A 25,011-nucleotide genomic window follows, 5' to 3' on the forward strand; every position below is an offset into this window, starting at 1 on the left:
GCGTAAAGGGGATGCTGATTCATATCTATGCTTTTATTTTATTAGCAGAAATACGCTCTGCAATTTCAGTAACATTTTGCAGACCAAAGTCCAAGTTTCTAGCCATATACTTCTCGAAAAAGCTTGGGTCAATTCCTGTCAAATGATGAAAGAAGGATACTTCAACCTTCCAATCGTGTTCGATCATGTATCCAATATCCACTATTCCCTTTTTTGAAACGAAATCAATGATTGTTTTGATTTTCATTGGTTTCTGGATCGGAATGATATCATCAAGCGGCTCCATTTTCAAATAACCTTTGCGGTGCAATGACGCGTAGAAATTCCGATGTTCTTTGGCCTCAATGATTCCAAGGTTTGCGGCTCTATAGCCTAACACTTGCAGGGAGGTTTTCCATTTCTTCTTTAAATCTACATAGCCATCTGGATTGGTAGGACGGAAGATATCCTTCATGTCTAGTGAGAACTCTTCCTCCGGCAATAACAAAGCTCCGGCAAACATGTTTGCTTCATTTTCAATATTTTTGTGCTCTTTTCGGTCTAAGTTAGCGAACTCGAGCTGGTAATGAAGTAGCAAATGCCCGAGTTCATGGGCAAGATCAAAGTTTCGCCTAGCGGCGGATCGCTTCATATTTCCTAACATAATATAGGGGCGTTCATTTCGGGTCCACAGGCTATAAGCATCAATTTCCTCGCCAATGGCCTTCTCAAACACGAACACGCCGCTTTTCTCGATTTGGAACAAGAGATCATCATTGTTAGATGTCGACAAATCGAGCCGTTTCCTCGCTAAATGAGCAACACGGTTGATTTGGGCAGTTCTATCATCATCTGTATGCTTTACATACTCCATCACTTCGTCCCGAAGTTTGATGATTTTGAGGGTCGGATGGCTTACATTAGCCGTTATATAGTTTACAAATGAATCTAAATACTCGAGATGCATGGCTTCCGCCTGTGTCTTAGAGATGACATTCAACACCTTGGAACGGTACGCAATATTCATGACGTCGACATTCGCAGGTGACTTATATTTTGCAAGCATGTCTTTCGAATAAAAGTATTTGCTTTTTACGTTAAAGATTCGTTTCAATTCATTCACGATCTGCATCTTCGGTGTAGTATACGCGTTCTCGTATTGCCAGACTGCTTGTTCGGTAACACCTAACATGTCGGAGAGCTGTTTGCGCGAATATCCGTGCATGATCCGTAAATTGGCTAGATTATCGCCAATGAACATGCCTGTCCCTCCTTAAATTTCCTAACACATTTCTGTTTGTTTATAGCTTTTGCTGTTCTTCGTCAAATATCCCGATATCGAATGCTGCTGGATCCATGACCTCATCGTTCATATCAGGTGCTACTACGTCCCGATCCTCTTCCGTCAATTCAGCTCCAGAGATAAGGTCGGATAGATCCTCTACGAGGTAAGCAACGTTATCATTCGGATTAGGCAAGTAATGCATGATTTCAGATATTTGAAATGCATCATCAAGTCTGTATGTGAGTATATGAAATTGATTGTAGGATGATGTGAATTTTTCTAGTTCGTCTTTCACTTCATTTTCCGCAATGAACCAAGAAATCTGCTCATACCTTTTTGTAATTTTTCCACCTATTGAGGCTTGTTGTGTGGATGGAAATGTTAGGCTTGTATTGATTTTAGAGAGTTCGTGAAGGTAGGTGCGCCGCGGGCCTCTTTTTCCGCTTTGGTTGGGCAGCATTGCTTGCGAAAAGCAATCATCATTGAAATAAGCAGCGTTTTTAATAAGGAAGAGAATCTTAGAATCGCCATGGACAAATTGTAGGTAGTCCCATGTTAAACCTGCCTTCGACTTCTTGTATGTAAAGCCGTGATCAAGGCACTCTTCAGCAAGTTTACTTTCAATAAAATTCCCCTTCGTCCAAGAAAAGGCCGAGCTGATCCTCATTTTCGATTTGCGTTCTTTACGATGTTCAATATAGTCACGGTAACCAACGACAATAGCATCAACAATCATTTGATTATGTTCGGGACTGAATTTGTATTGATCCATCTTAAACACTCCAATTCAATGTTATGAAGACAGTTATAGTTTAAACGAAATAGGAGTGTAAAGAAATGATTTTTTTTATTATTTTTAAAGTTAAGTTGCATATCTTTATTCATTTTTATAGTTAATGATTCAATTATTCTCACTTTCTATAAATAGTATTCCTGAATTAGTCTATGAAAAACAAAAACCCCTCCACCATTTTGGCGGAGAGGCTGTTCATTCCACATTAATTCGTATAGTTATCGAAATACCCTTGAATAAAGATAATCGGTGTGCCCTTATCTCCGCTGCCGGAAGTCAAATCGGACAGAGAGCCGATGAGATCGGTCAATCTACGAGGAGTTGTGCCTTGCGCTTCCATCGCACCGACGAGATCTGCACCTTTATTGGTAATGTATTCGGAGATCGCTTGCTTCAGCTCTTCGCCTTTTAGATGAGCGAAGTTGTTATCGGCAAGGTATTTCAGCTTCACTTCATTCGGAGTACCGTCCAGTCCTGCTGTGTAGGCTGGCGATACAACTGGGTCAGCAAGCTCCCAGATCTTGCCCACAGGATCCTTGAACGCTCCATCCCCGTAAATCATGACTTCAACCTGCTTGCCCGTCTTTTCCTTGAGCACGCGCTGGATATTGTCAACGATAGGCTGAGAATTGCGCGGGAACAGCTTCACGCTATTCTCTGTAGATTTGTTGGAGCCTAACAGGCCATATGATTCATTGCATCCGCTGCCGTCAATCGAGGCAGTCAGGATGTCGTCGAGACCATATACGTTTTCCCCGCCATTGGCCTTCAAAATCTTCTTCGTTCTAAAACGCGTATGAATGTCGCAAGTCAGCACGTTTTTCGTGTACTCCAAGATTGTCTTTGGATGGTTGGAGAAAATAACTTCGCATTCCACGCCGTACTCTTCGATCAACGATTTATAGTAATCGATATAATCGACACCGGTAAAGGTATGCTTGTTATAGCCGAACAGATCACGGAATTGCTGCTCTGTCAGCACATCTGTCCAAGGGTTGATCCCTTTTTCATCGAGCAGGTCGAGATCCACCAAGTGGTTGCCTACTTCATCCGATGGATAGCTGAGCATAAGAACAACTTTTTTAGCTCCCTTCGCAATACCGCGAAGGCAGATCGCGAAGCGATTGCGGCTCAAGATTGGGAAAATGACCCCAACTGTTGCATCTCCAAATTTAGCACGTACATCCTGCGCAATGTGATCGATTGTCGCATAGTTGCCTTGCGCACGAGCAACGATGGATTCCGTAACCGTAACGATATCTCTATCTTGAATGTGGAAGCCTTCCGCTTCGGATGCCTTCAACACACTATCTACTACAATATCCTCGATGCTGTCACCTTGATTGATGATGGGGCAACGAAGGCCTCTTACTACAGTTCCAACGACTCTTTCCAATATAATCGCTCCTTAGATCGCTTATAGTGAATACATGACATGGCGTTCCTATTTGTACTATACACCCGTCTAATGGTATAAGTGAAATTAATATATCGAATATTAGGTATAAGGAGTGCTTATGTAGTGAGTAAGTTAGATTTATATAAGGTATTTTGTACGGTTGCAAAACGTGAAAGCTTCTCTAAAGCGGCACAGGATATGTATATGACGCAGCCAGCTGTCAGCCAAGCGATCATGCAGCTGGAACGGGAGTTGGATACTCGTCTATTCACGCGGACATCGAAGGGTGTATTTTTGACGAACGAAGGTCGGCTCCTATTCGAATATGCGAATTCGGCGATGAATCTAATTCATGTCGGCGAGGAAAAAATGCTGGAGTTAAAAAATTTAACGACAGGTGAGTTAAAAATAGGGGTTGGTGATACGATTTCAAGATACTTCTTGCTTCCCTATCTGGAGGAGTTCCATAATCGGTATCCCAATATTAAGTTCAAGATTATTAACGGCACCACCCTTGAAATATGTGCGCTGATCAAGTCAGGCGGGGTGGATATTGGCATATGCAATTTTCCGCTGGAGGATCCTGCATTGGAGCTAAGACCGTGTGCGGACATCCAAGATATTTTTGTATACGGGGAAAAGTTCAAGCATCTGTTAACTGGCCCAATCAGTCTAGATACAATCGCCAAGCTGCCGCTCATTTTCCTTGAGTCGAAGTCCAATTCCAGAAAGTATGTTGAGGATTATATCTTGTCAAAAGGCATACAGATTTCGCCGGACTTTGAGCTGGGTTCACACCATTTGCTATTAGAGTTTGCCAAAATTAATTTAGGTGTTGCCTGTGTGACGAGGGAATTCTCGCAGGAGTATTTGGACAAGGGGATTTTGCAGGAGGTTCAATTGGTGGAGGAGATCCCGAAGAGAAGCATTGGCATATGTTTTTTGAAAAGTGTATCGTTGTCTCCAGCGTCAACGAAGTTCGTTGAGATTATCGAAAGTAAGAGACTTTGATTATATGCTCTATATGCGGCGAAATTGTTACAAAACTCCAAAATGAAGCTGCAATAAGAGAGTAGATGAATGGAGGAGAGGCCTGTCCTATGGTAGACTTGTGTTATTAATATTTACCAATTACTAATGAGGCGAGGGGATAAGATGGGGTTTCTGAAGAAGGTATTCGGCGGCAAGAATAATGGGGAGAAAGCGAATGACGGCACTACAATTTACACATATGGCGAAAGCGCCAATGATGGTTATGAGCCGCCTGCACCGATGGAATACATGGAAGAAATCGTTGCCCATTTCGAAGAGGTATTTCCGGGGAGGAACAGTGGTGTCTTTCATGAGCTTATATCCGATATTGTACATATTGATGTTAATATAATGGAGCCTACGGAAGAAGAACCGTTCTGGGTACTGTACACGACCGGCATGAGTGATTTGCCGATGACGATTCCAGATGAGATACGAGCAGAAATGGATGGAAATTACGATCGGGCGGAAGTGATGATGTTCCTGCCGGCTTCGTGGGAGCTGACCGAAAATGCCTTTAAGGATGACAACAATTACTGGCCGATCCGGCTTATGAAGCAGATGGCTCGTTTTCCACATGAATATAACACGTGGCTGGGATATGGACATACGATCCCGAATTTTCAAGACTATGAACCTTATGCCGATGGGACAGGCTTGAATGGGGTTGTATTTTATCAATTAACAGAGGAAGTCAGCGTCATTCCGACCAAGGATGGCAATCAAGTTCATACATATTTCCTGATCCCTCTGTACAAAGAGGAAATGGATTATAAGTTAGAGCATGGTATGGATGCATTAATAGACAAATTATCAGAGTTGGAAGATGATTTGTTCGAGTTAAATCCAAAACGAATCAATACGTGCAAGTCATAATAAATAATTCTAGTTCTTGTCTAGAATCTAAAACGCCAGCTCTTTCACATCATTGAGAGAGCTGGCGACTTTTTTAGGTTAAGTACCTTCCATTTTGTATGACCAAATCGCGGCAGTCGTAATACTTTCACCCTGTTCGCGCGGTGTGAAGTATGTGAAGATGGATGCATCAGAGGTTGAGGCCACTCGGCTTTGAGCTTTTGACCTTCAGGCTATTGCGATCCTTCCTTCTAACTCATTGGCGAATTAGGGTCGCAGCTCTCCTGAAGATGTTAATTAGGAAAGGGGGCATCCAGGCTATCATATTCCTTCCTTCTATTGAATCTTCCATTGAAATTAGGGATATGGCTTTCCTGGAGTCTTTTTATGATGATGAATACCATCTATCTGCGAAGAGCGAATAAATTGATTGTGAACCAAGGGCAAGAAGATCATCGAATCTCTACAGCCCATTTGGCTACGGCGTTGAAGAACATAGAGCAGCTTGGGTATACGTTCTCCAAGCCATTAATAAATGTTGTCCGTACCTTGTCCAGGGATCAGTTCACTGTATTCTATCAGGAGCTGGTCGCGGATCTTAAGGTAATGGTAGGTGCCCATGTGGCATACACACCGATGTATCCGGATTTCCCGGAGCAGGTGATGCAGGAAGATGACGTGGAGCTGTACCTGAATGCGATTTATCATTATTTGACCTTGGATGTACCATGCTACGAGGCAGCAGATCGACCGCCACTGCTGGATCAGATCGACCTGAAGGTTATTGACCTGGGCAGCAGAGCAGAATTCCATTGGATGATTCGCCAGCTTATTCAGGCTAAGGGATCCATTTCCGAGACAGATCAGAACGATATCGACGCCGCTATCGAAGATGCGGATGCAGACGAGTTGAAGGACATACTGCCTGCCGAGATTCCGTTCAAGGAGAACGTTGGCTTCGTAGCCGGTTCCTTATTGAAGCATGACAAGGCGAACCTGAATGTGATCAGGCCGTACTTCAAGACGGCTACCGATGTCCTGCGTCTCGCTGTCGCTTGGTCGTCTGGCGACGTTAGTCTGGCTGAGCCTACGCGCTTCCGCAAGTTCAAGCGACCGGAGAGACGACTGCTGCTTGGTCTGCTTGAACAATGCGGAGCGATTACCGAGGATATGCTGAGATATAAGCAGCGCTGGATTCGGTTAGGCGAGATTTTGCATCCATCGGAATATAAGCAGCAATTTGGGAGAAGTAAGGAAGCCTTTGATATATTGCGCAATAAGAAGCCCTTTACGACTTATAACAGCAGTGTGGAGCTTGCTTTCCAATATCAGAATGTGTGGACGCTAATTGATCTGTTGACGAAGCGCCCAGGCGAGTTTGCCAGAAGGCTCGATCACTTGCTGCGCATCGCGGAACAAGCGGAGTACGTGGTATTGGCATTCGGCGAAATCGCGAATCAGGTGTCGACCCCTGTACTCATGCAAGTGAAGTCCCATTTTACCTATCGTAACGAGCCCAAGGAGCTTCGTACCTTCTTCCCGAAAGGGAATGTCGCCAAGGCTGTAGCAATTCCCAATACGCTCCCAACGCTCGATACAGCGGTATGCCAAGATATTGTGCAGTTGTGTGAACAGACGCTTATGGAGCGGTTCTCGGCGCTTCCATCGCTCGGAAAGGTGTATGTCGATGAACGTATGAAGCGGTATAATGTTCCGTTCTCCCAGCGTTCGGCGAGTAAGGCGCTGCACACGATCGTTCGGGGAAGCCGCGTGCCGATGGAGGAAGGGGACACGGTTCGCTTCTTCACTTGGTGGAAGGAAGGTACGGTGAACAGCATTCCTACCGGCCGTGTGGATATCGATCTGTCCGCTGTCATGTACGATCACAATTGGCAGTATGTTGAGCATATCTCATACACGAATTTGCGATCCTCGAAGTACCGGGCTGTGCATAGCGGCGACATCGTGTCCGCACCAAAAGGAGCCTGTGAATTTATTGATCTGCACATTCCATCCATTGTGGATTATGGCGGTCGTTATATTGTCGCTTCGCTTCATTCCTTTACGATGCAGCCGTATTGCGAATTGCCGGAGTGCTTCGCAGGTTGGATGATGCGCAAGAAGCCGGGTTCCGGCGAGATATTCGAGCCTGCAACGGTCGCAAATAAAATTGATGTCACAGCTGATACGAGGATTGCAATTCCTGTTATTTTGGATTTGGTAGAGCGAACTGTAATTTGGACCGATCTCTCGCTGACAAGACATCCAGACTACTGCAACAATGTAGAAGGGAATCAAAAAGGGATGGTCTTGATCGGCAAGGCGATGACTACTCTGCAAAAGCCGGATCTGTACGATCTGTTCATGCTCCATGCCCAAGCAAGAGGGGAAGTTGTTGCAACGGCAGATCAAGCAAGTTCGATCTTCTCGGTAGACGAAGGAGTTACTCCTTACGATATCGAGCAGATTATGGCGGAATACCTTATATGAGTGCACATGCTTAGGCTCTATAGATGGCGGCGAGTCAGGACATCGGTTATCCAATCTTGGCTTGCCGCCCTTGTTTTTAATAGTGAGGCGATTTCGGCAGTCCATGCATATATAGGTTATAAAAGGTCATGAAGCCCACCATATGCTGAACACAGCTTATGTGGGCTTCTGTATGTTTTTATTTGATTTCACTGTCAGGGGAAAATAAAGTATTAGACTAAGAAAATAAAATTGTAGTCTGGCGCCCGATGGCTAAGCTAACGGGCAGGTTTGCTTAATCACTACACGAATACCTTAGATATGACGGATTTTACTATGTTTACAAAAAAGACGTTATCTGGAAGAGAAGATGCGCAAACGCAATGATTATTTTTTGAAGGGGCGATTAAATTGAAGCAAGGGATAATCGTTTTTCTAAATGGAACCTCAAGTTCCGGAAAGACTTCCATAGCGACTGAACTATTAAACCAAAATGAAATCTCGTTTTATCATTTATCAATTGATGATTTTTTTAATGGATTGTTTCATGACTACATTGATTTCATTAACACCAAATATGCAGAAGATGCGCAAGGCCCAACCCATATCATTATTGAACCATTGATTACTTTGTTTTATTCAACAATTAAATTTATGTCGGTAATGGGGACGAATATCGTTGTAGATACAGTAAATGATACTGAAGATCGATTTAATACATTTCTAGGTTTATTAATGGATCATCCTGTACTGCTTGTAGGAGTAACATGCTCGAAAGAGGAGCTTATTAGGAGAGAAAAACTAAGGGGAGATAGAGAGATTGGTTTAGCAATCTCTCAGTATGATAAAGTTTATTGCCTTAATGAGTATGACCTTGAACTAAATACTGAAACCTTGAGTCCAGATGAATGCGCCAATTTGATATTAAATTTTATTAGATCAAATCGTGAATACTCTGCTTTTAAGAAGTTAAATAAAAGAAGTGTTGGTGTTTCATAAAAGCCGTATCCTTCAGTTAACAAAACAGCGGCAGTTTAATACTTTATTTTGTTTGGACATTCACAGCATAAGTCGAGTTTCTCCATTCGATTCTTCATACGCCCGCTTAACAGGAAGGAATAGGACGCTGTAACGAAAGCAATAAGCACCATTACACTGCTAATCCAACCGAAGTGGAAAATCGGCACTCGTTCAACTAGTACGCCTCCTACGGCCGCGCCTAAGGAAATGCCAATGTTCAATACGGCTGTCTGATAGCTTAATATGATTTCGGAAGCGGATGATTTCAAGGAAATGAGATAGATTTGATTGGCCGTGGTTGTCGTCCAAGAAGAGAATCCCCATACCATGATCGTGACCATAGCCCCCCAAGTCGAACCAAGCGCCACAGGCAAAGCAATTAGCGCCAGTACGTGCAGGACGAGGCTGGATCGAATCGTTACGGCTGTGTTCCATTTGTCAGATGCATAGCCGCCGAAGCGGGAGCCAATAAAGGCAAATATCCCTAAAATAAGGAGTGCCGTACTAATCATTTCAACGGAAAAATGCCCTATCTCCTGTAAAAGCGGTGAAATGTAAGTAAACGTAATCGTATAGCCGATGATCCAAAATAATGTCGTCAATAAACCGCTGAATACTCGTTTATCCTTGATGATCAGCAGCTGTTCTTTTAACGGTATTGGCGTTTGTCCTGGAACGGTTGGGATCATCCGTGCAAGCATGATAATGAGAAGCACCGTGATTGCACCCATGATAAGGAAAATGAAGTGCCAATCCATGTATGATGTTAGCAGCGTGCCAATGGGCATTCCGAACACTAGCGCAGCGCTAAAGCCTGTAGTCACTGTAGCAATTGCAGCACCTTGCTTGCCAGTCGGGGCCAGCTTAGCAGCGAACACGGTAGCGATCACGGTGAACAGACCGCCGCTCGCAGCCAATAGAACGCGTGAAACCATAAGAATTTCAAATCGGGTGCTTAGAAACGCTGTAAGATTGCCAACCAAAAAGATGGCAAGGGAATATAACAATACTTTTTTGCGTTCAAATCGGATCGTCAACGCTACGAGGATCAATGATCCGATAACAAATGAAATAGAAAAAATAGTGACAAGCTGGCCTGCCATCCCAATGGACACATTCATGTCCGCAGCTATCATATTCAAAATCCCCACCGTGATAAAATCCACTGTTCCGATAATAAAAGCGCCTAACGCCAATAAATAGATGCCTACACGATTCATCAACTTGGTCTCCTTTACTGTCAGGGCGCGCGCCAAGTATGAATATCGATTTCTTGCATCAGTATATATCCCGTGTTAGCATGAATCAAACGAATCCTATTCATATATGACATGAGGTTTTACTTATGACAATAGCCAGGTTTGAAGTTTTCTCCCATGTAGTGGAGCAGGGAAGCTTTACGAAAGCAGCGGGAAAGCTGAATATGACCCAGTCTGCCGTAAGTCACGCAGTAGCTAGTCTGGAATCGGAGTGGGGCGTTGCACTATTAATTCGTGATCGTCGAAGAGGTCTTCTGCTGACAGAGGTTGGCCAGAAGATGCTGATACCGATGCGAGAAATATTGAACCAAATGGAAATCATCAAGCAAGAAGCCGCCTTGGCTTCCAATCTGGAGGCAGGCACGATCCGGATCGGCAGTTTTCCCAGCGCATCAGCTAATATTTTGCCAAGCATCATTTCGAAGTTCAATCAAAAGCATCCCAACATTGCCTTTACATTTTATGAAGGAACCTATGAGGAGATTTTGGAATGGTTCGAGACAGGGGTCATTGATATCGGCTTCGTCATTCAGCAGAACAAAGAACTGAATTTGCATATTGTACCCTTAGTTAAGGATAAGATGGTTGTCGCTTTCCCTGCAGATCATCGCTTTCAACGTGAAGATGTAATTGATGTGCATGATCTGCAGGAAGAAGATTTTATTATGCCGAAAGGGCTTTATCGCGCAAATGTAGAGGAAATTTTCGAGCAAGCTCAAGTTACTCCCCGCATACGCTTTGAGGTGCAGGATTGTAATACCATCTCCAGTATGGTGCAGGAAGGGCTTGGCGTTACCATCGGTCCTGAGCTGTCGTTCAAAAATCAGCCCAACATCGGTATTGGTAATCTGAAGCAATCGAGCTGGCGTAAAGTGGCCCTAGCCAGTCCTCCTCTCCAATGCACGTCGCCAGCCGTACAAGCCTTCTTCACTGTCGCAAAGACAATGTTTGCGCGCACGGGAGAGCAAGCTCAAGGATCGGGATCGATAGATGACGAATGTGCCTACACAGAGATGTCCGGTTTCTTGGCAAAAGGGTGAGAGGAACACAGAATGTATAGACTGAAAACGCTTTAAAAAAGCATTGACATAATAGCGAGAGGGAACTAGTATTGGTTACGTAAACGTTTAACTAACAAAAAGGATGTTCGCTGATCTTATTCAGTTTCGAATTATTGCGAGAATGTTTACCTACGAGAGGTGGTTAGATGGCAGCTACGATCAAGGACATCGCACGAGTTGCCGGTGTCTCTACCGCAACCGTATCGAGAGTTATCAATAATCTTGGCGGATATAACGAAGAGACGGAGAAGAAGGTTATCGCCGTTGCCAAGGAATTGGGATATCGAAAAAATGAAAATGCAAGAAGCTTGGTGCAGAAGTCGACCAATACGATAGGTGTCATTATGCCGGATGTGGCGACTTCCTTTTATGGCGATATTATTAGAGGGATTGAGGACACTTCGTATGCGCATGGTTACAGCGTGATTCTGACTCATGCCGGCAGCCATGGCTCCCGCATTCAGGACTGCCTGAAGTTGATGGGAGAGCGCAGAGTAGATGGACTCATTATCGTGTCCATCGAGCTGCAAGAGGTTGCAATCGACGCTATGTCATCACTGGGTATTCCCTTTATTTTGCTATCTACCAAGTCGGATAGGGAAGATGTACCTTATCTCAAAGTGGATGATTTCCGTGCTGCATATACCGCAGTTCAGTATCTCACCCAGCATGGTCACCGGAAGATAGGGATGGCCGGAGCCAATCCAAGAGATCCGATATCTGGTGCCCCGAGAATCGATGGATATACGCATGCATTGCGTGATCTGGGGATCAAGGTAGATTTGAACCTGATTAAGCCCGGGGACTTCAGCTTCGAATCCGGCAAACAGACCATGCAGGAGTTCCTTGAAGAGGAAGCCGATATTACCGCAGTATTCTGCGCAAGCGATGAGGCTGCACTCGGCATTATATCGACATGCTTTGAGCACGGCATTAGGGTGCCAGAGGAGTTGTCCGTGGTCGGCTACGATAACTCCATGGTGTCGCGTATGTCGATTCCTCCACTAACGACAGTTGCGCAGCCCTTGTATGAGATGGGAAGAGAAGGCTGCCGGAAATTAATTGATGCGATTCAGCATAGGATAAAGATTGAGTCCGAAGTGATACCCCATGAATTAGTGGTACGCAAGTCGGTCAAATCATTAAATGCAAAGTAATGACGAGTATATCCATGTGCAATTGCACGTCAATGAAATAGAGATGATTTTTACGTATTACGTAAACGTTTACGTTTAGTTCAGATAGCTTCATATTTCAACCCGAGAGGATTGGTGTCCGATGAGTGAAACAATGAAACAAGCAAAAGACGTGAAATGGTGGCAAACCGCCGTCGTATATCAAATTTATCCGCGCAGCTTCCAAGACAGCGATGGAGATGGCATCGGTGATTTGAGAGGGATCATCAATCGAATCGATTATTTGAAGCTGCTAGGCATTACTGCAATCTGGCTGTCCCCTGTATATAAATCGCCGAACGATGACAATGGCTATGACATTAGCGATTATCAAGATATTATGGATGAGTTCGGTACAATGGAAGATATGGATGAGTTGATTGCGAAGGCGAATGAGGCGGGCATCAAGATCATTATGGACCTTGTCGTAAACCATACCTCTGACGAGCATAAATGGTTCATTGAAGCGAAAAAAGGCAAGGACAATGAGTACCGCGATTACTACATTTGGCGTGATCCGGTGAACGGAGGCGTTCCGAACGGCCTTGGCTCTATATTTAGCGGCCCGGCTTGGGAGTTCGATGAAGCGAGCGGCCAGTATTTCTTGCACCTATTCAGCAAGCGCCAACCAGACCTGAACTGGGAGAATCCGAAGGTTCGCCAAGAAGTGTATGACATGATGAACTTCTGGCTGAATAAAGGTGTCGGCGGCTTCCGCATGGACGTCATCGATCTCATCGGCAAAATTCCGGATCAAGAAATTACGGGCAACGGGCCGAAGCTGCATGAGTATTTGCAGGAAATGCATGAAAAGACATTTGGCTCCCACGACGTCTTGACGGTTGGCGAGACCTGGGGCGCGACACCGGAAATCGCGAAGCTGTACTCCGATCCGGCACGCAAGGAGATGTCGATGGTGTTCCAATTCGAGCATGTCGGATTGGATCAACAGGAGGGCAAGGATAAGTGGGATCTGAAGCCACTGGAAATTGCGGAATTGAAGCGAGTGCTGGCGAAGTGGCAGACTTCGCTGGGGGATCAGGGCTGGAACAGCTTGTTCTGGAACAATCATGACTTGCCGCGCATCGTGTCCAGATGGGGAAATGATAAGGAATACCATGAACAAAGCGCAAAAATGTTCGCTGTACTTCTGCATATGATGAAGGGGACGCCGTACATTTATCAAGGTGAAGAGATAGGGATGACGAATCGCCCTGTGTCGAGCATTGATGAGGTAGAGGATATTGAATCCATCAATATGTATCATGACCGTTTGTCCAAGGGATACGCGGCAGAGGACATTATCGCCTCGATCAATGCCAAAGGAAGAGACAATGCTCGTACGCCAATCCAATGGGATGACAGCGCGAACGGAGGCTTTACAACGGGTACGCCTTGGCTGCATGTGAACGACAACTACAAGACAATTAACGTGCAGCGTAATCTCGACAACCCGAATTCGATCTTCTATACGTACCAGCGCTTAATCAAGCTGCGCCAAGAGAATCCGATTATCGTATGGGGCGACTTCGAACTGATTGAGCATACGCCTGAAGAGGTATTTGCATACTACCGCATCTATGAAGGCGAGAAATGGCTCGTAGCAGCGAACATTTCTGAACAAGAGCAGCGTTTTGCTGTTGACGAGAAAGTATCAGAGATCATTATGAGCAACTATGACCGCGCTGAAATCGATGTTACTACATTCTCGATGAAGCCATACGAGGTGTTCGCGGTAAAATTATAATCGTATATGTGATGGAGGCTCACACATCCTTTGTGTGGGTCTTCTGTTTTGTGGATAATAGAGTAGGAGTGGGGATTTGTCGCCTCCAGACCTTTCACGTTAAGGATGAGCTACTATTGGCGGATGATATCATACAATCGGTTTATTACAATCAAATGCCCGACACCGTACGGCGGAAGATTGCTGTCTTGCTGCATCGCGTATGGCCAGAGGAGGGTGGATTGCCAGAGGATACGATACCGGCTGCCCACGATGAAGCGCTGAATGCGCGTTCCTTCTATGCCTATGCAGATGGAAAATTAGTCAGCTATACGGGAATTGTCACCAAAACGATCGAGCATGAGGGAGAGAGGTTCAGGCTATCAGGACTTAGCTGTGTAGCGACTGACCCTGATTATCGTGGTTTAGGCTATGGGGTAAAAACAGTCGCTGCCGCTACCCGATGGATGGAGCAGAGCGGCGTGGATCTTGGCTTATTTACATGCCATCCAGATCTGGCTGGTTTCTACTATCAAGCCGGCTCCTGGCCGGCTGTGCCCGATGTATGCCTTATTGGCAGTCGTGATGAAGGGGCGTTGACGAGCGACTCGCTGCAGGTCGCTGTGCTGATGCGCCTGTTTTCGGCAAAGGCTATTGCCCATAAGAAGGTACTTCGCAACACGACGATCAATCTTGATCTCCCTGTCGGAGAGTTTTTGTAGGGATGGTTCAAAGCCATCCCTTCTCCTCGGCAATGGATGCGGCCTGCTGTCTCGATTCAGCATCCAGCTTTTGAATGGCAGAAGATAGATAATTCCGCACCGTGCCAATCGTCAGGAAGAGGGATTTGCTGATTTCGCTTGTCGTCAAGCCTTCCTTCGTTAGCCGCAGCATCTCAGCTTCTCTCTCGCTTAATGGATTCTCATTGTTCATAAAGAGCACTGCAGCCAGATCGGTGCTGATCACCCTTTCTCCAGCCATGACCCTACGAATGGATTCAATGAGATAGTCGATCGGTTCATCCTTAAGCAGATAGGCATTCACTTGGGCATTCATTGCCTTTTGCAAATAACCAGGTCGGGCAAAGGTGGTAACGATCACAATTTTGCAGGGAAGGCCGGCATCTCTAATTTGCATTGCCAACTCTAAGCCGTTCATGTGCGGCATTTCAATATCTACCACGCATACGTCAGGCTTATGCTGCTGTATGGCTTCCCATGCCTGCTTCCCATCCGCCACTTCCGCCAATACTTCAATATCATCTTCGAACTTCAGCAATGAGGCAAAGGCACCTCGCAGCATCTGCTGGTCTTCAGCAATCACAACGCGAATCATGTAGCTGCATTCTCCTTTCCGAGATGATGGAGGGGGAGCATCATTGCAACCGCAGTCCCTCCGGCAGGCGAGCATTTCACTGTAAGAGTGCCGTTCAGCGCGTGCATTCGTTCCTTCATTGACGGAATGCCATTTCCGCCTTCTTTGTGGCTTAGCCCGACACCATCATCAGTTATGTATATGATGTACCTGTTATCTATCACTTGAAGCTGTATTATGCAGTGCTGCGCCTGACTATGCTTAATCGTATTTGTAATTGCTTCCCGCACAGAGAGAGCAATCATCGTTTCCTCGACACTGGATAGCAGTGGGGGAGGTCCATGCTCTATAATTTCAAGCTCAATGCCAGCCGTATGCAGCAGCTTGCGCGAATGTGTCAGCTCACTTGTCAGTGAAATGAACTTCATCTCGGAAACGAGTTCCCGTACTTGCTTAAGGGCAATTCGCGAGGTGTTGAGGATGTCGTTCAGCTCTTCTTTGGCCTGCTTAGGGTCTTTATCTACCCATCTAGCAGCCAGCTCGCTTTTCAGTTTGATCATCGTCAATGTTTGTCCCAGCGTATCATGGAGATCGCGTGCGATGCGGTGTCTTTCCTCCTGCAGGGCATATTGTTCAAGCTGTTCATTGGCAGAGTCCAGCTGGCCTTGCAGGCTGGCCGCTCGCGCTCTTATGTATAGGATAGAAGGCAGGAGTATCTGGATAATGATAATGGGGAGATGCATCATATACCTGGCATAGAAATCACTTACTCCCCATCTTGCGACTACCGCGTACATAAGGGCTATGGCTGCAGTTCCGACGCCGATTTGCCATTTGGTCTTCGATCTGCCGAGCAGATCGGCGAATATAAATCCGAACATGAGAAGATTGGGGTCAATAAAGATACTGAGTACCGCAATCGTGCCGAGACCAGATACAACAGCTGCCAGCAGATAGATATTCCGATGCCATAATGCAATATAGAAGGAAATCAAAAATAAGCTTAGGATCATAAGGGATCCCAAGAGACCAAGATCGGAACGCGTGCTCAGGACAAAATAGCACAAATATACGATCGCAATTACATCTATGAGCAGAAACTGTTTCATCTGATCTCTTGGGTAGATCTTCATCGATAGCCTCCAGATTCACCTAGACTGAAAAATGCCTACCGCACGCTTGCGGACAGACTCCATAGGGCCAAGCTTGAAGATCCGCAGCCATCTTGAAGCGAACCATAGCTGGAACACGGAGATCTCAACCCAGATTGCGATAATGGTTAACGAATTCAACTTGCCGCCTAATGCTAAGCCCCAGCTATAACAGAGCACGGAAGCAATCACATTTTGCATAACATAGCAGCTTAACGACATCTTCCCTGTGTTTTCAAGCAGGCGCCACAGTCGATCTAGTTTGTTATATTGTACCATTTTACCAATGAGTGCTATATACCCAATCGACAGAAAGGGAGCAAATAAATAGCGGACGGGCATGTCGAAAATGCCGCCGGGTATGAAGATAAGCAGGTTCAACGGCACCCCGACGTAGATGCCCAGCTTCAAAAGCTTGCTGCGTTGTCGCTGCCCATTCTCATCTGGAGCGAACACTCCGGAGCGCATAAGGCGAACGCCGAGTAAAAACAGAAACACATTCAACGGAATGACAAAAATGGGCTCAAAACGAAGCTGTACGAAATGAGATAGTCGATATTGGACTTGCTCCAGCCATGAACCGTCCTTGTAGAGAGTGACCACCTGATCAAAGTTCCCTAGTGACATATTGGCGCCCATTAACCCAAGCATAAGGATACTCAAAATTGCGATGACATGTACGCTGCCAATCACTCTCATCGTGATAGATATGGCGCGATCGCCACCACGAATAATTAAGGCGGCAATCATGCCTGTTATGCCGTAGCTCATTAAGATGTCATACTCCATTACGAGAATAAAATGAAGCAAGCCCTCCAATAGCAAAACAAGAAGCACCCACATATAGACGCCCGGCCAGGCCTTGCCCACACGCTTCGCCTGCTGATACTTCATTTCCATGCCTACTCCGAACATGATCGTTAATAAGCCGAGCATCTTGCCATTTACGAAAAATAATACGATCATGCGGAGCAGATCATCGAGCTTCCACCAGCCCGTATACGCGTACGTGGTGAGATAAGATAAATCTCCTAGATGTGCAAATATCCAAATATTTGTCCCCAATGTGCCTAGAATTGCAAATCCCCGCAAAATATCGAGCAGACGGATTCTCTCCTGACGTTGTTCCACATGTACTCATCCTTCCCTCATATTCATCATGCAGCTTTATTGTAGTGGGGAAGAGGGGCGGTGGAATATTCACAGCTGTAAAGGAATTAGGATGACAGGTGTCATATTGTTCGAATTTGGATAGCAAGGAATATTGTTGCGCAGGATAAGGCTACAGGATTTTGAAAGAAGGAGATAGCCGCCATATGGATCATATGATTTTTCAGGTTGGAACCGCCTTGCTGTTAGTTACCGCCGCCTCGCTAATCGCTGGGAAACTAAAGTTTTCGATCATTCCTTTCCTCATCGTTCTCGGAATGTTGGTCGGACCGCATGCTCCAGTGATCGGCTTGTTCGACTTAACCTTTATAGAGAGTCAGTACATAATAGCTTTTCTCGGGCGGATGGGAGTACTATTCCTGCTCTTCTACATTGGTCTAGAGTTCTCGGTTTCGAAGTTAATTAAGTCTGGGCGCAATATAGTATTTGGTGGTACCGTATATGTCGTACTGAACTTTGTGCTGGCAATGGCTTACGGATTTTTAGTTAATTTTCCGCTGTATGAAACGTTAATCATTGCAGGGCTGATGTCTGTATCCTCCACTGCCATCGTAGCCAAGGTTTTGGTCGATCTTAGACGTACAGGCAACTCCGAAACAGAGCTGATATTGGGCATGATTTTGTTCGATGATCTCTTTCTGGCCGTGTTCTTATCCGTTATGTCCGGCCTTCTGCTTGGGGGGGCCACATCTATTGGCGGAGTTCTGCTCTCCGTAGGGATTTCCATGGGGTATATGCTCGTATTCTTCATCATCGCAAGAGTGGGGCCGCCAGTATTGAACAAGCTGTTAAATATCACATCGAACGAAATCTTTATTATAGTCGTGTTTTCCCTGCTATTCTTTATTGCCGGGTTCTCGGAAACCCTGCATGTAGCTGAGGCTATCGGTGCGCTCTTATTTGGACTTGCTTTGTCAGAAACAGAGCACAGCAAGCGAATAGAGCATCTGGTTGTTCCTTTCCGGGATTTCTTCGGTGCGATATTCTTCTTCAGTTTCGGTCTAAGCATAGATCCGCTGACGCTGGGTGATGCTGCATGGATGGCTCTAGGGGCTGTGCTGCTCACGGTGGTGTCCAATATGGTTGCAGGCTGGATGGCAGGACGTAAGGCAGGATTATCCTATAAGGCTTCGACGAATATTGGACTTACTATTATGGCGCGGGGGGAATTCACCATTATAGTGGCGAACTTAGGTATATCAGCCGGTTTGATGCCTTTACTTAAACCTTTCTCCGCGCTGTATGTACTCGTGCTGGCTATAGTTGGCCCACTGCTGGCGAAAGAGTCGAAATATGTGTATAGCGGTCTGAACCGCATATTCAAATGGAGCAATACCAAAGAAAAAGCAAACGTACCAAATAAATAGGATTGAAGGGAGATGTCAGGCCATATGGCAACGATAAGGGAAACGGAACTACCGGGTATCGGGAAAAAGTATCAGATGGAAGCTGCGTCGGGGGATAAAGTCGTCGTCGTTATCCATGATGATGGCAGAAGAGAAGTATACCATTTCGAAGATGACGATCCAGAGCAGAGCATTTCCCAAGTGACACTGGAGGATGAAGAAGCAAGACAGCTTGCGTCTATTATCGGCGGCATGAGCTATAAGCCGAAGGCATTGGATACTATCCAAGTGGAACTTGATGAACTCGTCATTGAATGGTGCAAGGTAGGGCCGTCCTTTCCATGCATCAATAAATCCATTGCCGAGCTGCAAATTCGCCAGCGCACGGGAGCAACAATCCTGGCTGCTATTGAAAAAGGAAAGCAGTATATCAATCCCGATCCTGAGGTACAGCTTACGCCCAATATGACACTCGTCATTGCAGGAGAGCGCAAACAAATCAAGCAGCTCAAAGAGCTGCTCGCACAAGGATAACGGATAATTGTAGTCGGAGAGCATCTGCTTGGATAATAGCAGGTGCTCTTTTTTGTTTTGCTGAGATAAGACTAGCTGTGTTTGCCGTGTTTGCTGCCTCCCTCCATTTCTCCTCTAATGATTTGCATGAGCAGATTAGCAGAGGACGACTGCATATATTCCTGGCCGCCTCGCCTCTGCAAGAAGCCGATTTGAATCAAGGGATCGGCGATGTTGACGTCAATTGCTGCGACTTCCTTCATCAGTGGTGTGGTATCCAATACGACGCCCACGGCAGAAGTATTCTTCACAAAGTGTGGAATCGAGGATATTTGACTTACGGTGCTCAAGTTAGGCGATAATTCGAATCTGGCGAAATGCTTTGATAAACGCAGCGAATATAAGCAGTTTGGCCCGCCAGCTATGATCGGGTAATGGAGAAGCTCTTCCAATGGGATATTCTCCTGTCTACACAAAGGATGCGCCTGATCTGCAATGAACGTGATCCTCTCTTGATACAGCGGCTGAAAATAGAAGGGAGACGCGTCGGAAGGCTCGCCGCAGATGGCAAAGTCCAGCTCCTTTTGCAGGATGGATTGGGAAAGGAAATCGGTGTTTCCCGCCACAACGTGACATTGCATGTTCGGCTTATGCGCTCGGAACTTCCGCAATGCGTTCGGTAATACCGTCTCCATCATGGATTCAATTCCTCCAATCCGTACAGACCCAATTTCGTCCTGCTGCAATGCCTTCGCCTGTTCAGAGATATAGTTCCAATGCTGAATGAGACTGTCAATCTCCGCTGCCAGCATGTGGCCGGCACGGGTCAATTCCGCATCCCAGCCTCTGTTGAACAAGGGTATGCCCAGCTCTTTTTCCAAGCGTTGAATTTGACTCGTAATGGTAGATTGTGCGTAATTCAGCTTCTCGGCTGCTCGGGAGAAAGTCCCTTCTTCAAGTATGGTTTTGAATGCGGTTAGTTCTTTGAGATCCATTTGCTTGTTGTCACCTCTATCGAAATAATCGAATAAGATCATGATTTTATTCAATTATACAAATGAAATTAGCGGGCGTACAATGGAGGCATCTCAGAGAAGGAGTCGATCGGAAATGCCATTCATTCGAGTTAGTTACATGGAGGAGCAATATGACACCCACCAACTTGAACAAATCAGTAAGTCAATCATGTGCGCTTTAATAAGGCATTTCAATGTGCCGGAAGATGATTATTTTCAAGTCTTTCATGCCCATAGGGCGGGGGAATTTTTCTACAGCAAGAATTACTTGAATGTTGAACGGAGCGATGGCTTGCTCTATATCCATATCACACTTAAATCGGGGAGGACGGAACAGCAGAAAACAAGCTTTTATGCGATGCTGGCTGAGGAGTTGTCGAACACGGTGAGTATAAGAAAAGAAGATGTATTTGTTGTGCTTGTTGATAATGAATTCGATGATTGGTCGTTCGGCAATGGCATTGCTCAAATGCTGGATCGTCAGACAAAGAGGGGTGAATGGCATGGCACATCGAGCAATTAAACCGCATGTAAGCGAGTCGTTAAGAGAATTAGCTCCGGCATTTGTTGATTATTCGGAGAATGTGTTGTTCGGAGACCTGTGGCAACGGGAGCAATTATCGCTGCGGGATCGGAGTCTGATTACGATTTCTGCGCTAGTTGCGGGCGGATTGATGGAACAGCTCCCTTATCATTTACGACTCTCGGTAGAGAATGGACTGCAGCAGGAAGAAATCGTGGAAGTGATAACACACCTTGCGTATTATGCAGGCTGGCCGCGTGCAGCTTCGGCGCTGCAGGTGGTAGAGGCGATCTTCGGGAAAATGGCGTAATCATGGATAGAGAAAGCACAGTACCTAGGGATAGCTAAGTACTGTGCTTTTTAGCGTTCAATAGTGCTGACTTACGAATTCTGTAACTCCAAAGGCAAAAATGCATAATCTCCGTCTCTTACGATTTCGCATTTGCGAACCGGAATCGGGTGCTTAAATAGAGGGCCGTCGATCACGGTCGTATGGAACTCTCCGCCTTCACCACATGGATCAATTCCGCGTGCGAGGAGCTCCTCCACGAACTCGGGAGTCAGCACACGTCCTAAATCTTCTTCCTTCATGCCCTTCGACAGATTGACTGTCACCAGCATCGTAACAAATCCAAGATTGATGAATTCCTGAACTGCCCCCAGATGATCCATTTCCCAGAGCGGCATTCCTAAGCCTAGCCCTGCATTCTTCGTCACTCGATCATGCCAGCAGCCGTGTTCGGGTACATCCAAGTCTCCCGTTACTAATACTTCGGCGCCTTGCTCCTTCGCATGCGCCAACAGCCCCATAAATACGGACTCATAGTCTGTCCAGCTTGCTGCACCTGCAAATATAGGCAGCCCGATGGCCTCGGCTTGTGCACGGATAAGCTCAGGCGGCATGCCGTGGGAGCGGGAACGCTTGCCCTCTTCTTCAAGCATGACAATTAAGCCGACTGCTTCTCCGCCCTGCATGGCCTTATAAAGTGCCAATGTACTATCTTTTCCTCCGCTGAAGGAAGCAATAAATTTATGTCCGTGAGCACCGTTTTTCCAAGTTGTTGCGTCTGTCATGGTTGTACGCTCCTTTGTTATATGCATGGTAGATATGGCTCGGTTGTTAAAAGAATGTCGCACGACATGTGTTTTATATTTGGATACTTTATTTTAACACTATTACATGTAAAGAAATATGCGCAATGCAATAGTAGGCGTTTCTGATTTTAGGCATGAGAACCTTCGATGGAGAACGCCTTGTGGTTGCAATTATAGTAAAATGGTAGGATGAACCAAGTTGAGGTGATAGAGATGATATATAATCTTGAAGCGTTACAGAAAGCGCACCAAGCGGGGAAGAAGCTCAAGTACTTATTCTTCTGGGGGCATACGCCTCCTGCTGACGGAAGCATCAATCAGAGCTGCTTCAGCCAATGGTGGACAGCTAGCTTTACAGTAGATGGCCATAAATATAGCTGCACGGAACAGTATATGATGGCAGAAAAGGCAAGGCTGTTCGGTGATGATGAGATGTTGGAAGCCATTATGAACGCGAAGCACCCGAAGCAAATGAAGGCGTTCGGACGTGCTGTGAAACGTTTTGACAACGAGGTGTGGAGCCGCGAATGCTATGATATCGTGAAGCGAGGCAACTTCGCGAAATTTTCGCAAAATGAGGAACTGTGTGCGTTTCTCAAGGCGAGCAAGCAGCGGATTTTAGTGGAGGCAAGCCCAGTTGACCGCATCTGGGGTATTGGAATGGCTAAGGATCATCCAGATGTGGAGAATCCGATGAAATGGCGTGGCGATAATTTGTTGGGATTCGCTCTAACCGAAGTGCGAGATCAGTTATTGGCGAATGGAACGGAGTGACGCCGCCACAGCCAAATAGGCTGCCCCTAATGTTAGAAGGCAGGGGGCAGCCTATTTACTTAACCGTTAGTGATTCTCCTTGTCAACCATAACGATAGATTGCCCACGATACATACATGCGGAGCTCCATTTTTATCGTAGTACCGGTAAGGCGAGCGCATATATCCCTGCCATGTAGTTCGTATGCGGCTTATGCATCGTTGCGGCGCGATTCATTCGAATTCCCTCCTCACTTATTTAAACCCGGTTAATGCTGAGCCAGACTGCATGAAATATTTCTGCCCAAAGAAGTAGAGGACGATCATCGGCAGTGTCATAATGGTGGAGGCGGCCATGAGCTTCTCCCACTGTGCCCCATGATCCTGCTGGAAGCCTTGCAGGCCAAGCGTGATTGTCCATTTGGCTGAATCGTTCAAATAAATTAGCGGCCCCATAAAATCCACGTACGCCCATACGAAAGAGAACAATGCTACGGTAACGAGGGCGGGCTTCAGGATTGGCAGAATAATTCGGATATAAATTCGAATCTCAGAAGCCCCATCTATCTTAGCCGCCTCAGACAGTTCTGTCGGTATACCCATTAGAAATTGCCGCAACAGGAAGATAAAGAAGGGCGCCCCGAAGAAAGCTCCGATCGTTAACGGCAAAATCGTATTCACCCACCCAAGCTTTGTGAAGATGATATATTGCGGGATCAACTGAACCTGTGCGGGTAAAATCATCGTGGCAACAACGATCGAGAAGATGATGCCGCGCCCTTTCCACGGTATTCTTGATATGGAATACGCAACAAGCGGCGCTGCGAATAATTGTCCGATAATATTGACGGTACAGATGATGAGCGTGTTGGTCATATACCGGGCGAAGGGGATGGTTTCTAGGGCGGCTGCATAGTTGGACCATTGGAAAGTGTCCGGCAGTAGGTTAGGCGGAAGCTGGAAGATCTCATCCGGTGTCTTTAGGGAGGTCATGACCAGCCATAGAAACGGAAATAGAAACAGAAACGAGAATAGAATAAGCACAGCATGCGGCAAAATCGATTTTCGAAGCTTCGCGGCCACGTCAGTCACCTCCGTAATAGACCCAGCGTGCCGAGGTCTTCATGAGCACGAATGTAATGAACAGGACAAGGATGAATAAAATCCAGGCAAGAGCAGAGGCATAGCCCATTTTCAAGTACACGAATGCTTCTTGATACAGATTAACTGCATAGAACAGCAGGGATTGATCCGGCCCGCCGAGTGATTTGCCCCCGTCTACTTTCCCGCCAGCCAGGATGTACGATTCCGTGAAAATCTGAAATGATCCGATCAAGCCCATAATGAGCTGGAAGAGGATAATAGGTGACAGTCCGGGAATGGTGATGTTCCAAAATCGATGCCACCAGTTCGCCCCATCAACTTGAGCCGCTTCGTAATATTGCATCGGCACGCCCTGCAAGGCAGCGAGGAAGATGAGAGCTCCTGCACCGGTTCCCCATAAGCTCATGAGAATTAATGAGGGCTTCGTATACTGGGGATCCAGCAGCCAAGCGGGATCGGGGAGTCCTAAGGAGCGTAGTAGGGTATTGATTAAGCCAAAATCCGGGTTCAGCATCCACGTCCATAAGAGGGCGCTGGCGACGATCGGAATGACGGAAGGCAAATAGAAAATCGTCCGATAATAGTTGATTCCCTTCACCTTCGTATTCAACAGCAGGGCAATCAACAGGGAGACAATAAGCGTAATAGGCACAGCAATGAAGGTCATGAACAAGGTGTTGCGAAGTGAACGATAGAAGCTCTCGTCCTCAAATATTTGCTTATAGTTATTCAATCCAACCCACTTGGGCGAGCTGAACAGATCATACTCTGTCAGGCTGAAATATAAGGAACTGAAGAACGGATATACCGTAAAGGCTAGAAACCCGATAATCCATGGGGCAGCGAACGCTAGACCGAGGAGGAAAGTATGCCGCTCCTTCTTCGACCAGCCTCTCTTCTGCTTAGGTGGGGCAATGGATGAGGAGACGTTCATCTTGAGTGCCCTCCTTTCGTCAACAAATACGTAAATCGGC

General features: G+C 46.1%; 24 protein-coding genes. 13 read left to right on the forward strand and 11 right to left on the reverse strand.

Annotated features, from left to right (window positions below; translation table 11 throughout):
- Positions 1-25: 25 nt before the first annotated feature.
- The 3 genes from BP95_RS0122215 to BP95_RS0122225 form a co-directional block, all read right to left on the reverse strand.
- Positions 26-1,240: a spr1629 family repressor/antitoxin gene (locus BP95_RS0122215; RefSeq protein ID WP_021257459.1), complete on the reverse strand. Its 1,215-nt coding sequence runs from the start codon at positions 1,238-1,240 to the stop codon at positions 26-28.
- A 40-nt stretch (positions 1,241-1,280) separates the two neighbouring features.
- A complete protein-coding gene (locus tag BP95_RS0122220) occupies positions 1,281-2,036 on the reverse strand; it encodes a spr1630 family ClpXP-sensitive toxin (RefSeq protein WP_021257458.1) in 756 nt (251 codons plus the stop codon).
- A gap of 226 nt (positions 2,037-2,262) precedes the next feature.
- Positions 2,263-3,453, reverse strand: coding sequence for a coenzyme F420-0:L-glutamate ligase (locus BP95_RS0122225; protein ID WP_021257457.1), 1,191 nt, complete (start codon positions 3,451-3,453; stop codon positions 2,263-2,265).
- 126 nt (positions 3,454-3,579) lie between these two features.
- Between BP95_RS0122225 and BP95_RS0122230 the strand changes: the two genes are divergently transcribed.
- The 4 genes from BP95_RS0122230 (at position 3,580) to BP95_RS0122245 (ending at position 8,811) form a co-directional block, all read left to right on the forward strand.
- The gene (locus BP95_RS0122230; RefSeq protein ID WP_021257456.1) at positions 3,580-4,467 is read left to right on the forward strand and encodes a LysR family transcriptional regulator; all 888 of its coding nucleotides are present in this window, start codon (positions 3,580-3,582) and stop codon (positions 4,465-4,467) included.
- A gap of 144 nt (positions 4,468-4,611) precedes the next feature.
- Positions 4,612-5,364: a suppressor of fused domain protein gene (locus BP95_RS0122235; RefSeq protein WP_021257455.1), complete on the forward strand. Its 753-nt coding sequence runs from the start codon at positions 4,612-4,614 to the stop codon at positions 5,362-5,364.
- 369 nt (positions 5,365-5,733) lie between these two features.
- A complete protein-coding gene (locus BP95_RS0122240) occupies positions 5,734-7,833 on the forward strand; it encodes a TerD family protein (RefSeq protein WP_021257454.1) in 2,100 nt (699 codons plus the stop codon).
- A 390-nt stretch (positions 7,834-8,223) separates the two neighbouring features.
- On the forward strand, positions 8,224-8,811 hold the full coding sequence (locus BP95_RS0122245; protein WP_028533276.1) for a chloramphenicol phosphotransferase CPT family protein: 588 nt from the start codon (positions 8,224-8,226) through the stop codon (positions 8,809-8,811).
- A 35-nt stretch (positions 8,812-8,846) separates the two neighbouring features.
- Here BP95_RS0122245 and BP95_RS31130 read toward each other — a convergent pair whose 3' ends face one another.
- Positions 8,847-10,052, reverse strand: coding sequence for an MFS transporter (locus BP95_RS31130; protein WP_051614170.1), 1,206 nt, complete (start codon positions 10,050-10,052; stop codon positions 8,847-8,849).
- A 125-nt stretch (positions 10,053-10,177) separates the two neighbouring features.
- Between BP95_RS31130 and BP95_RS31135 the strand changes: the two genes are divergently transcribed.
- The 4 genes from BP95_RS31135 to BP95_RS0122270 all read left to right on the forward strand — a co-directional run bounded on the left by BP95_RS31135 (position 10,178) and on the right by BP95_RS0122270 (position 14,775).
- Positions 10,178-11,131 (forward strand): LysR family transcriptional regulator, encoded by a 954-nt coding sequence (locus BP95_RS31135; protein WP_081819955.1) that lies wholly within the window; start codon positions 10,178-10,180, stop codon positions 11,129-11,131.
- Between the two features lie 167 nt (positions 11,132-11,298).
- Positions 11,299-12,309 (forward strand): LacI family DNA-binding transcriptional regulator, encoded by a 1,011-nt coding sequence (locus BP95_RS0122260; protein WP_028533277.1) that lies wholly within the window; start codon positions 11,299-11,301, stop codon positions 12,307-12,309.
- Between the two features lie 121 nt (positions 12,310-12,430).
- Positions 12,431-14,074, forward strand: a complete 1,644-nt coding sequence (locus BP95_RS0122265; RefSeq protein WP_021257449.1) for a glycoside hydrolase family 13 protein — start codon at positions 12,431-12,433, stop codon at positions 14,072-14,074.
- 116 nt (positions 14,075-14,190) lie between these two features.
- Positions 14,191-14,775, forward strand: a complete 585-nt coding sequence (locus tag BP95_RS0122270; protein ID WP_021257448.1) for a GNAT family N-acetyltransferase — start codon at positions 14,191-14,193, stop codon at positions 14,773-14,775.
- Positions 14,776-14,782: 7 nt separating this feature from the next.
- On the opposite strand, the gene BP95_RS0122275 is transcribed toward BP95_RS0122270, so the two are convergent.
- Genes BP95_RS0122275 through BP95_RS0122285 form a run of 3 tightly spaced genes read right to left on the reverse strand, consistent with a single transcriptional unit; the run spans position 14,783 to position 17,649 of the window.
- Positions 14,783-15,388 (reverse strand): response regulator transcription factor, encoded by a 606-nt coding sequence (locus BP95_RS0122275; protein ID WP_021257447.1) that lies wholly within the window; start codon positions 15,386-15,388, stop codon positions 14,783-14,785.
- Positions 15,385-16,500, reverse strand: coding sequence for a sensor histidine kinase (locus tag BP95_RS0122280; protein WP_021257446.1), 1,116 nt, complete (start codon positions 16,498-16,500; stop codon positions 15,385-15,387). The genes BP95_RS0122275 and BP95_RS0122280 overlap by 4 nt, the downstream gene beginning before the upstream one ends.
- 15 nt (positions 16,501-16,515) lie before the next feature.
- A complete protein-coding gene (locus BP95_RS0122285; protein ID WP_021257445.1) occupies positions 16,516-17,649 on the reverse strand; it encodes a DUF418 domain-containing protein in 1,134 nt (377 codons plus the stop codon).
- Positions 17,650-17,834: 185 nt separating this feature from the next.
- On the opposite strand from BP95_RS0122285, the gene BP95_RS0122290 reads away from it, so the two are divergent.
- Together BP95_RS0122290 and BP95_RS0122295 are read left to right on the forward strand one after the other, a co-directional pair.
- Positions 17,835-19,055, forward strand: a complete 1,221-nt coding sequence (locus BP95_RS0122290; RefSeq protein ID WP_021257444.1) for a cation:proton antiporter — start codon at positions 17,835-17,837, stop codon at positions 19,053-19,055.
- A 24-nt stretch (positions 19,056-19,079) separates the two neighbouring features.
- Positions 19,080-19,568 (forward strand): cation:proton antiporter regulatory subunit, encoded by a 489-nt coding sequence (locus tag BP95_RS0122295; protein WP_021257443.1) that lies wholly within the window; start codon positions 19,080-19,082, stop codon positions 19,566-19,568.
- A gap of 71 nt (positions 19,569-19,639) precedes the next feature.
- Here BP95_RS0122295 and BP95_RS0122300 read toward each other — a convergent pair whose 3' ends face one another.
- Entirely contained in the window at positions 19,640-20,542 is a 903-nt protein-coding gene (locus BP95_RS0122300) for a LysR family transcriptional regulator (protein ID WP_021257442.1), read from the reverse strand.
- 115 nt (positions 20,543-20,657) lie between these two features.
- On the opposite strand from BP95_RS0122300, the gene BP95_RS0122305 reads away from it, so the two are divergent.
- Positions 20,658-21,086, forward strand: a complete 429-nt coding sequence (locus BP95_RS0122305; protein ID WP_028533279.1) for a tautomerase family protein — start codon at positions 20,658-20,660, stop codon at positions 21,084-21,086.
- Positions 21,067-21,396: a carboxymuconolactone decarboxylase family protein gene (locus BP95_RS0122310; protein WP_021257440.1), complete on the forward strand. Its 330-nt coding sequence runs from the start codon at positions 21,067-21,069 to the stop codon at positions 21,394-21,396. Before BP95_RS0122305 ends, BP95_RS0122310 begins: the two co-directional genes overlap by 20 nt.
- Before the next feature lie 71 nt (positions 21,397-21,467).
- On the opposite strand, the gene BP95_RS0122315 is transcribed toward BP95_RS0122310, so the two are convergent.
- On the reverse strand, positions 21,468-22,160 hold the full coding sequence (locus BP95_RS0122315; RefSeq protein ID WP_028533280.1) for a Dph6-related ATP pyrophosphatase: 693 nt from the start codon (positions 22,158-22,160) through the stop codon (positions 21,468-21,470).
- A gap of 234 nt (positions 22,161-22,394) precedes the next feature.
- On the opposite strand from BP95_RS0122315, the gene BP95_RS0122320 reads away from it, so the two are divergent.
- Positions 22,395-22,955: an NADAR family protein gene (locus BP95_RS0122320; protein ID WP_028533281.1), complete on the forward strand. Its 561-nt coding sequence runs from the start codon at positions 22,395-22,397 to the stop codon at positions 22,953-22,955.
- Between the two features lie 233 nt (positions 22,956-23,188).
- Here the strand turns inward: BP95_RS0122320 and BP95_RS0122330 are convergent, their stop codons facing one another.
- Entirely contained in the window at positions 23,189-24,016 is an 828-nt protein-coding gene (locus tag BP95_RS0122330; protein ID WP_021257437.1) for a carbohydrate ABC transporter permease, read from the reverse strand.
- Position 24,017: 1 nt separating this feature from the next.
- On the reverse strand, positions 24,018-24,971 hold the full coding sequence (locus BP95_RS0122335) for a carbohydrate ABC transporter permease (protein WP_021257436.1): 954 nt from the start codon (positions 24,969-24,971) through the stop codon (positions 24,018-24,020).
- Positions 24,972-25,011: the final 40 nt, after the last annotated feature.

It is taken from the genome of Paenibacillus sp. UNC217MF (assembly GCF_000686865.1).
Classification (GTDB): Bacteria; Bacillota; Bacilli; order Paenibacillales; family Paenibacillaceae; genus Paenibacillus_B; species Paenibacillus_B suaedae.

Excerpts from the sequence above, each read along its gene's own strand:
- BP95_RS0122320 (WP_028533281.1), top strand. The coding sequence starts at position 22,395 with ATGATATATAATCTTGAAGCGTTACAGAAAGCGCACCAAGCGGGGAAG.
- BP95_RS0122275 (WP_021257447.1), bottom strand. The coding sequence starts at position 15,388 with ATGATTCGCGTTGTGATTGCTGAAGACCAGCAGATGCTGCGAGGTGCC.
- BP95_RS0122295 (WP_021257443.1), top strand. The coding sequence starts at position 19,080 with ATGGCAACGATAAGGGAAACGGAACTACCGGGTATCGGGAAAAAGTAT.
- BP95_RS0122335 (WP_021257436.1), bottom strand. The coding sequence starts at position 24,971 with ATGAACGTCTCCTCATCCATTGCCCCACCTAAGCAGAAGAGAGGCTGG.
- BP95_RS0122240 (WP_021257454.1), top strand. The coding sequence starts at position 5,734 with ATGATGAATACCATCTATCTGCGAAGAGCGAATAAATTGATTGTGAAC.
- BP95_RS0122315 (WP_028533280.1), bottom strand. The coding sequence starts at position 22,160 with ATGACAGACGCAACAACTTGGAAAAACGGTGCTCACGGACATAAATTT.
- BP95_RS0122235 (WP_021257455.1), top strand. The coding sequence starts at position 4,612 with ATGGGGTTTCTGAAGAAGGTATTCGGCGGCAAGAATAATGGGGAGAAA.
- BP95_RS0122260 (WP_028533277.1), top strand. The coding sequence starts at position 11,299 with ATGGCAGCTACGATCAAGGACATCGCACGAGTTGCCGGTGTCTCTACC.
- BP95_RS31130 (WP_051614170.1), bottom strand. The coding sequence starts at position 10,052 with ATGAATCGTGTAGGCATCTATTTATTGGCGTTAGGCGCTTTTATTATC.
- BP95_RS0122220 (WP_021257458.1), bottom strand. The coding sequence starts at position 2,036 with ATGGATCAATACAAATTCAGTCCCGAACATAATCAAATGATTGTTGAT.
- BP95_RS0122290 (WP_021257444.1), top strand. The coding sequence starts at position 17,835 with ATGGATCATATGATTTTTCAGGTTGGAACCGCCTTGCTGTTAGTTACC.
- BP95_RS0122280 (WP_021257446.1), bottom strand. The coding sequence starts at position 16,500 with ATGAAGATCTACCCAAGAGATCAGATGAAACAGTTTCTGCTCATAGAT.
- BP95_RS0122305 (WP_028533279.1), top strand. The coding sequence starts at position 20,658 with ATGCCATTCATTCGAGTTAGTTACATGGAGGAGCAATATGACACCCAC.
- BP95_RS0122265 (WP_021257449.1), top strand. The coding sequence starts at position 12,431 with ATGAGTGAAACAATGAAACAAGCAAAAGACGTGAAATGGTGGCAAACC.
- BP95_RS0122310 (WP_021257440.1), top strand. The coding sequence starts at position 21,067 with ATGGCACATCGAGCAATTAAACCGCATGTAAGCGAGTCGTTAAGAGAA.
- BP95_RS31135 (WP_081819955.1), top strand. The coding sequence starts at position 10,178 with ATGACAATAGCCAGGTTTGAAGTTTTCTCCCATGTAGTGGAGCAGGGA.
- BP95_RS0122300 (WP_021257442.1), bottom strand. The coding sequence starts at position 20,542 with ATGGATCTCAAAGAACTAACCGCATTCAAAACCATACTTGAAGAAGGG.
- BP95_RS0122215 (WP_021257459.1), bottom strand. The coding sequence starts at position 1,240 with ATGTTCATTGGCGATAATCTAGCCAATTTACGGATCATGCACGGATAT.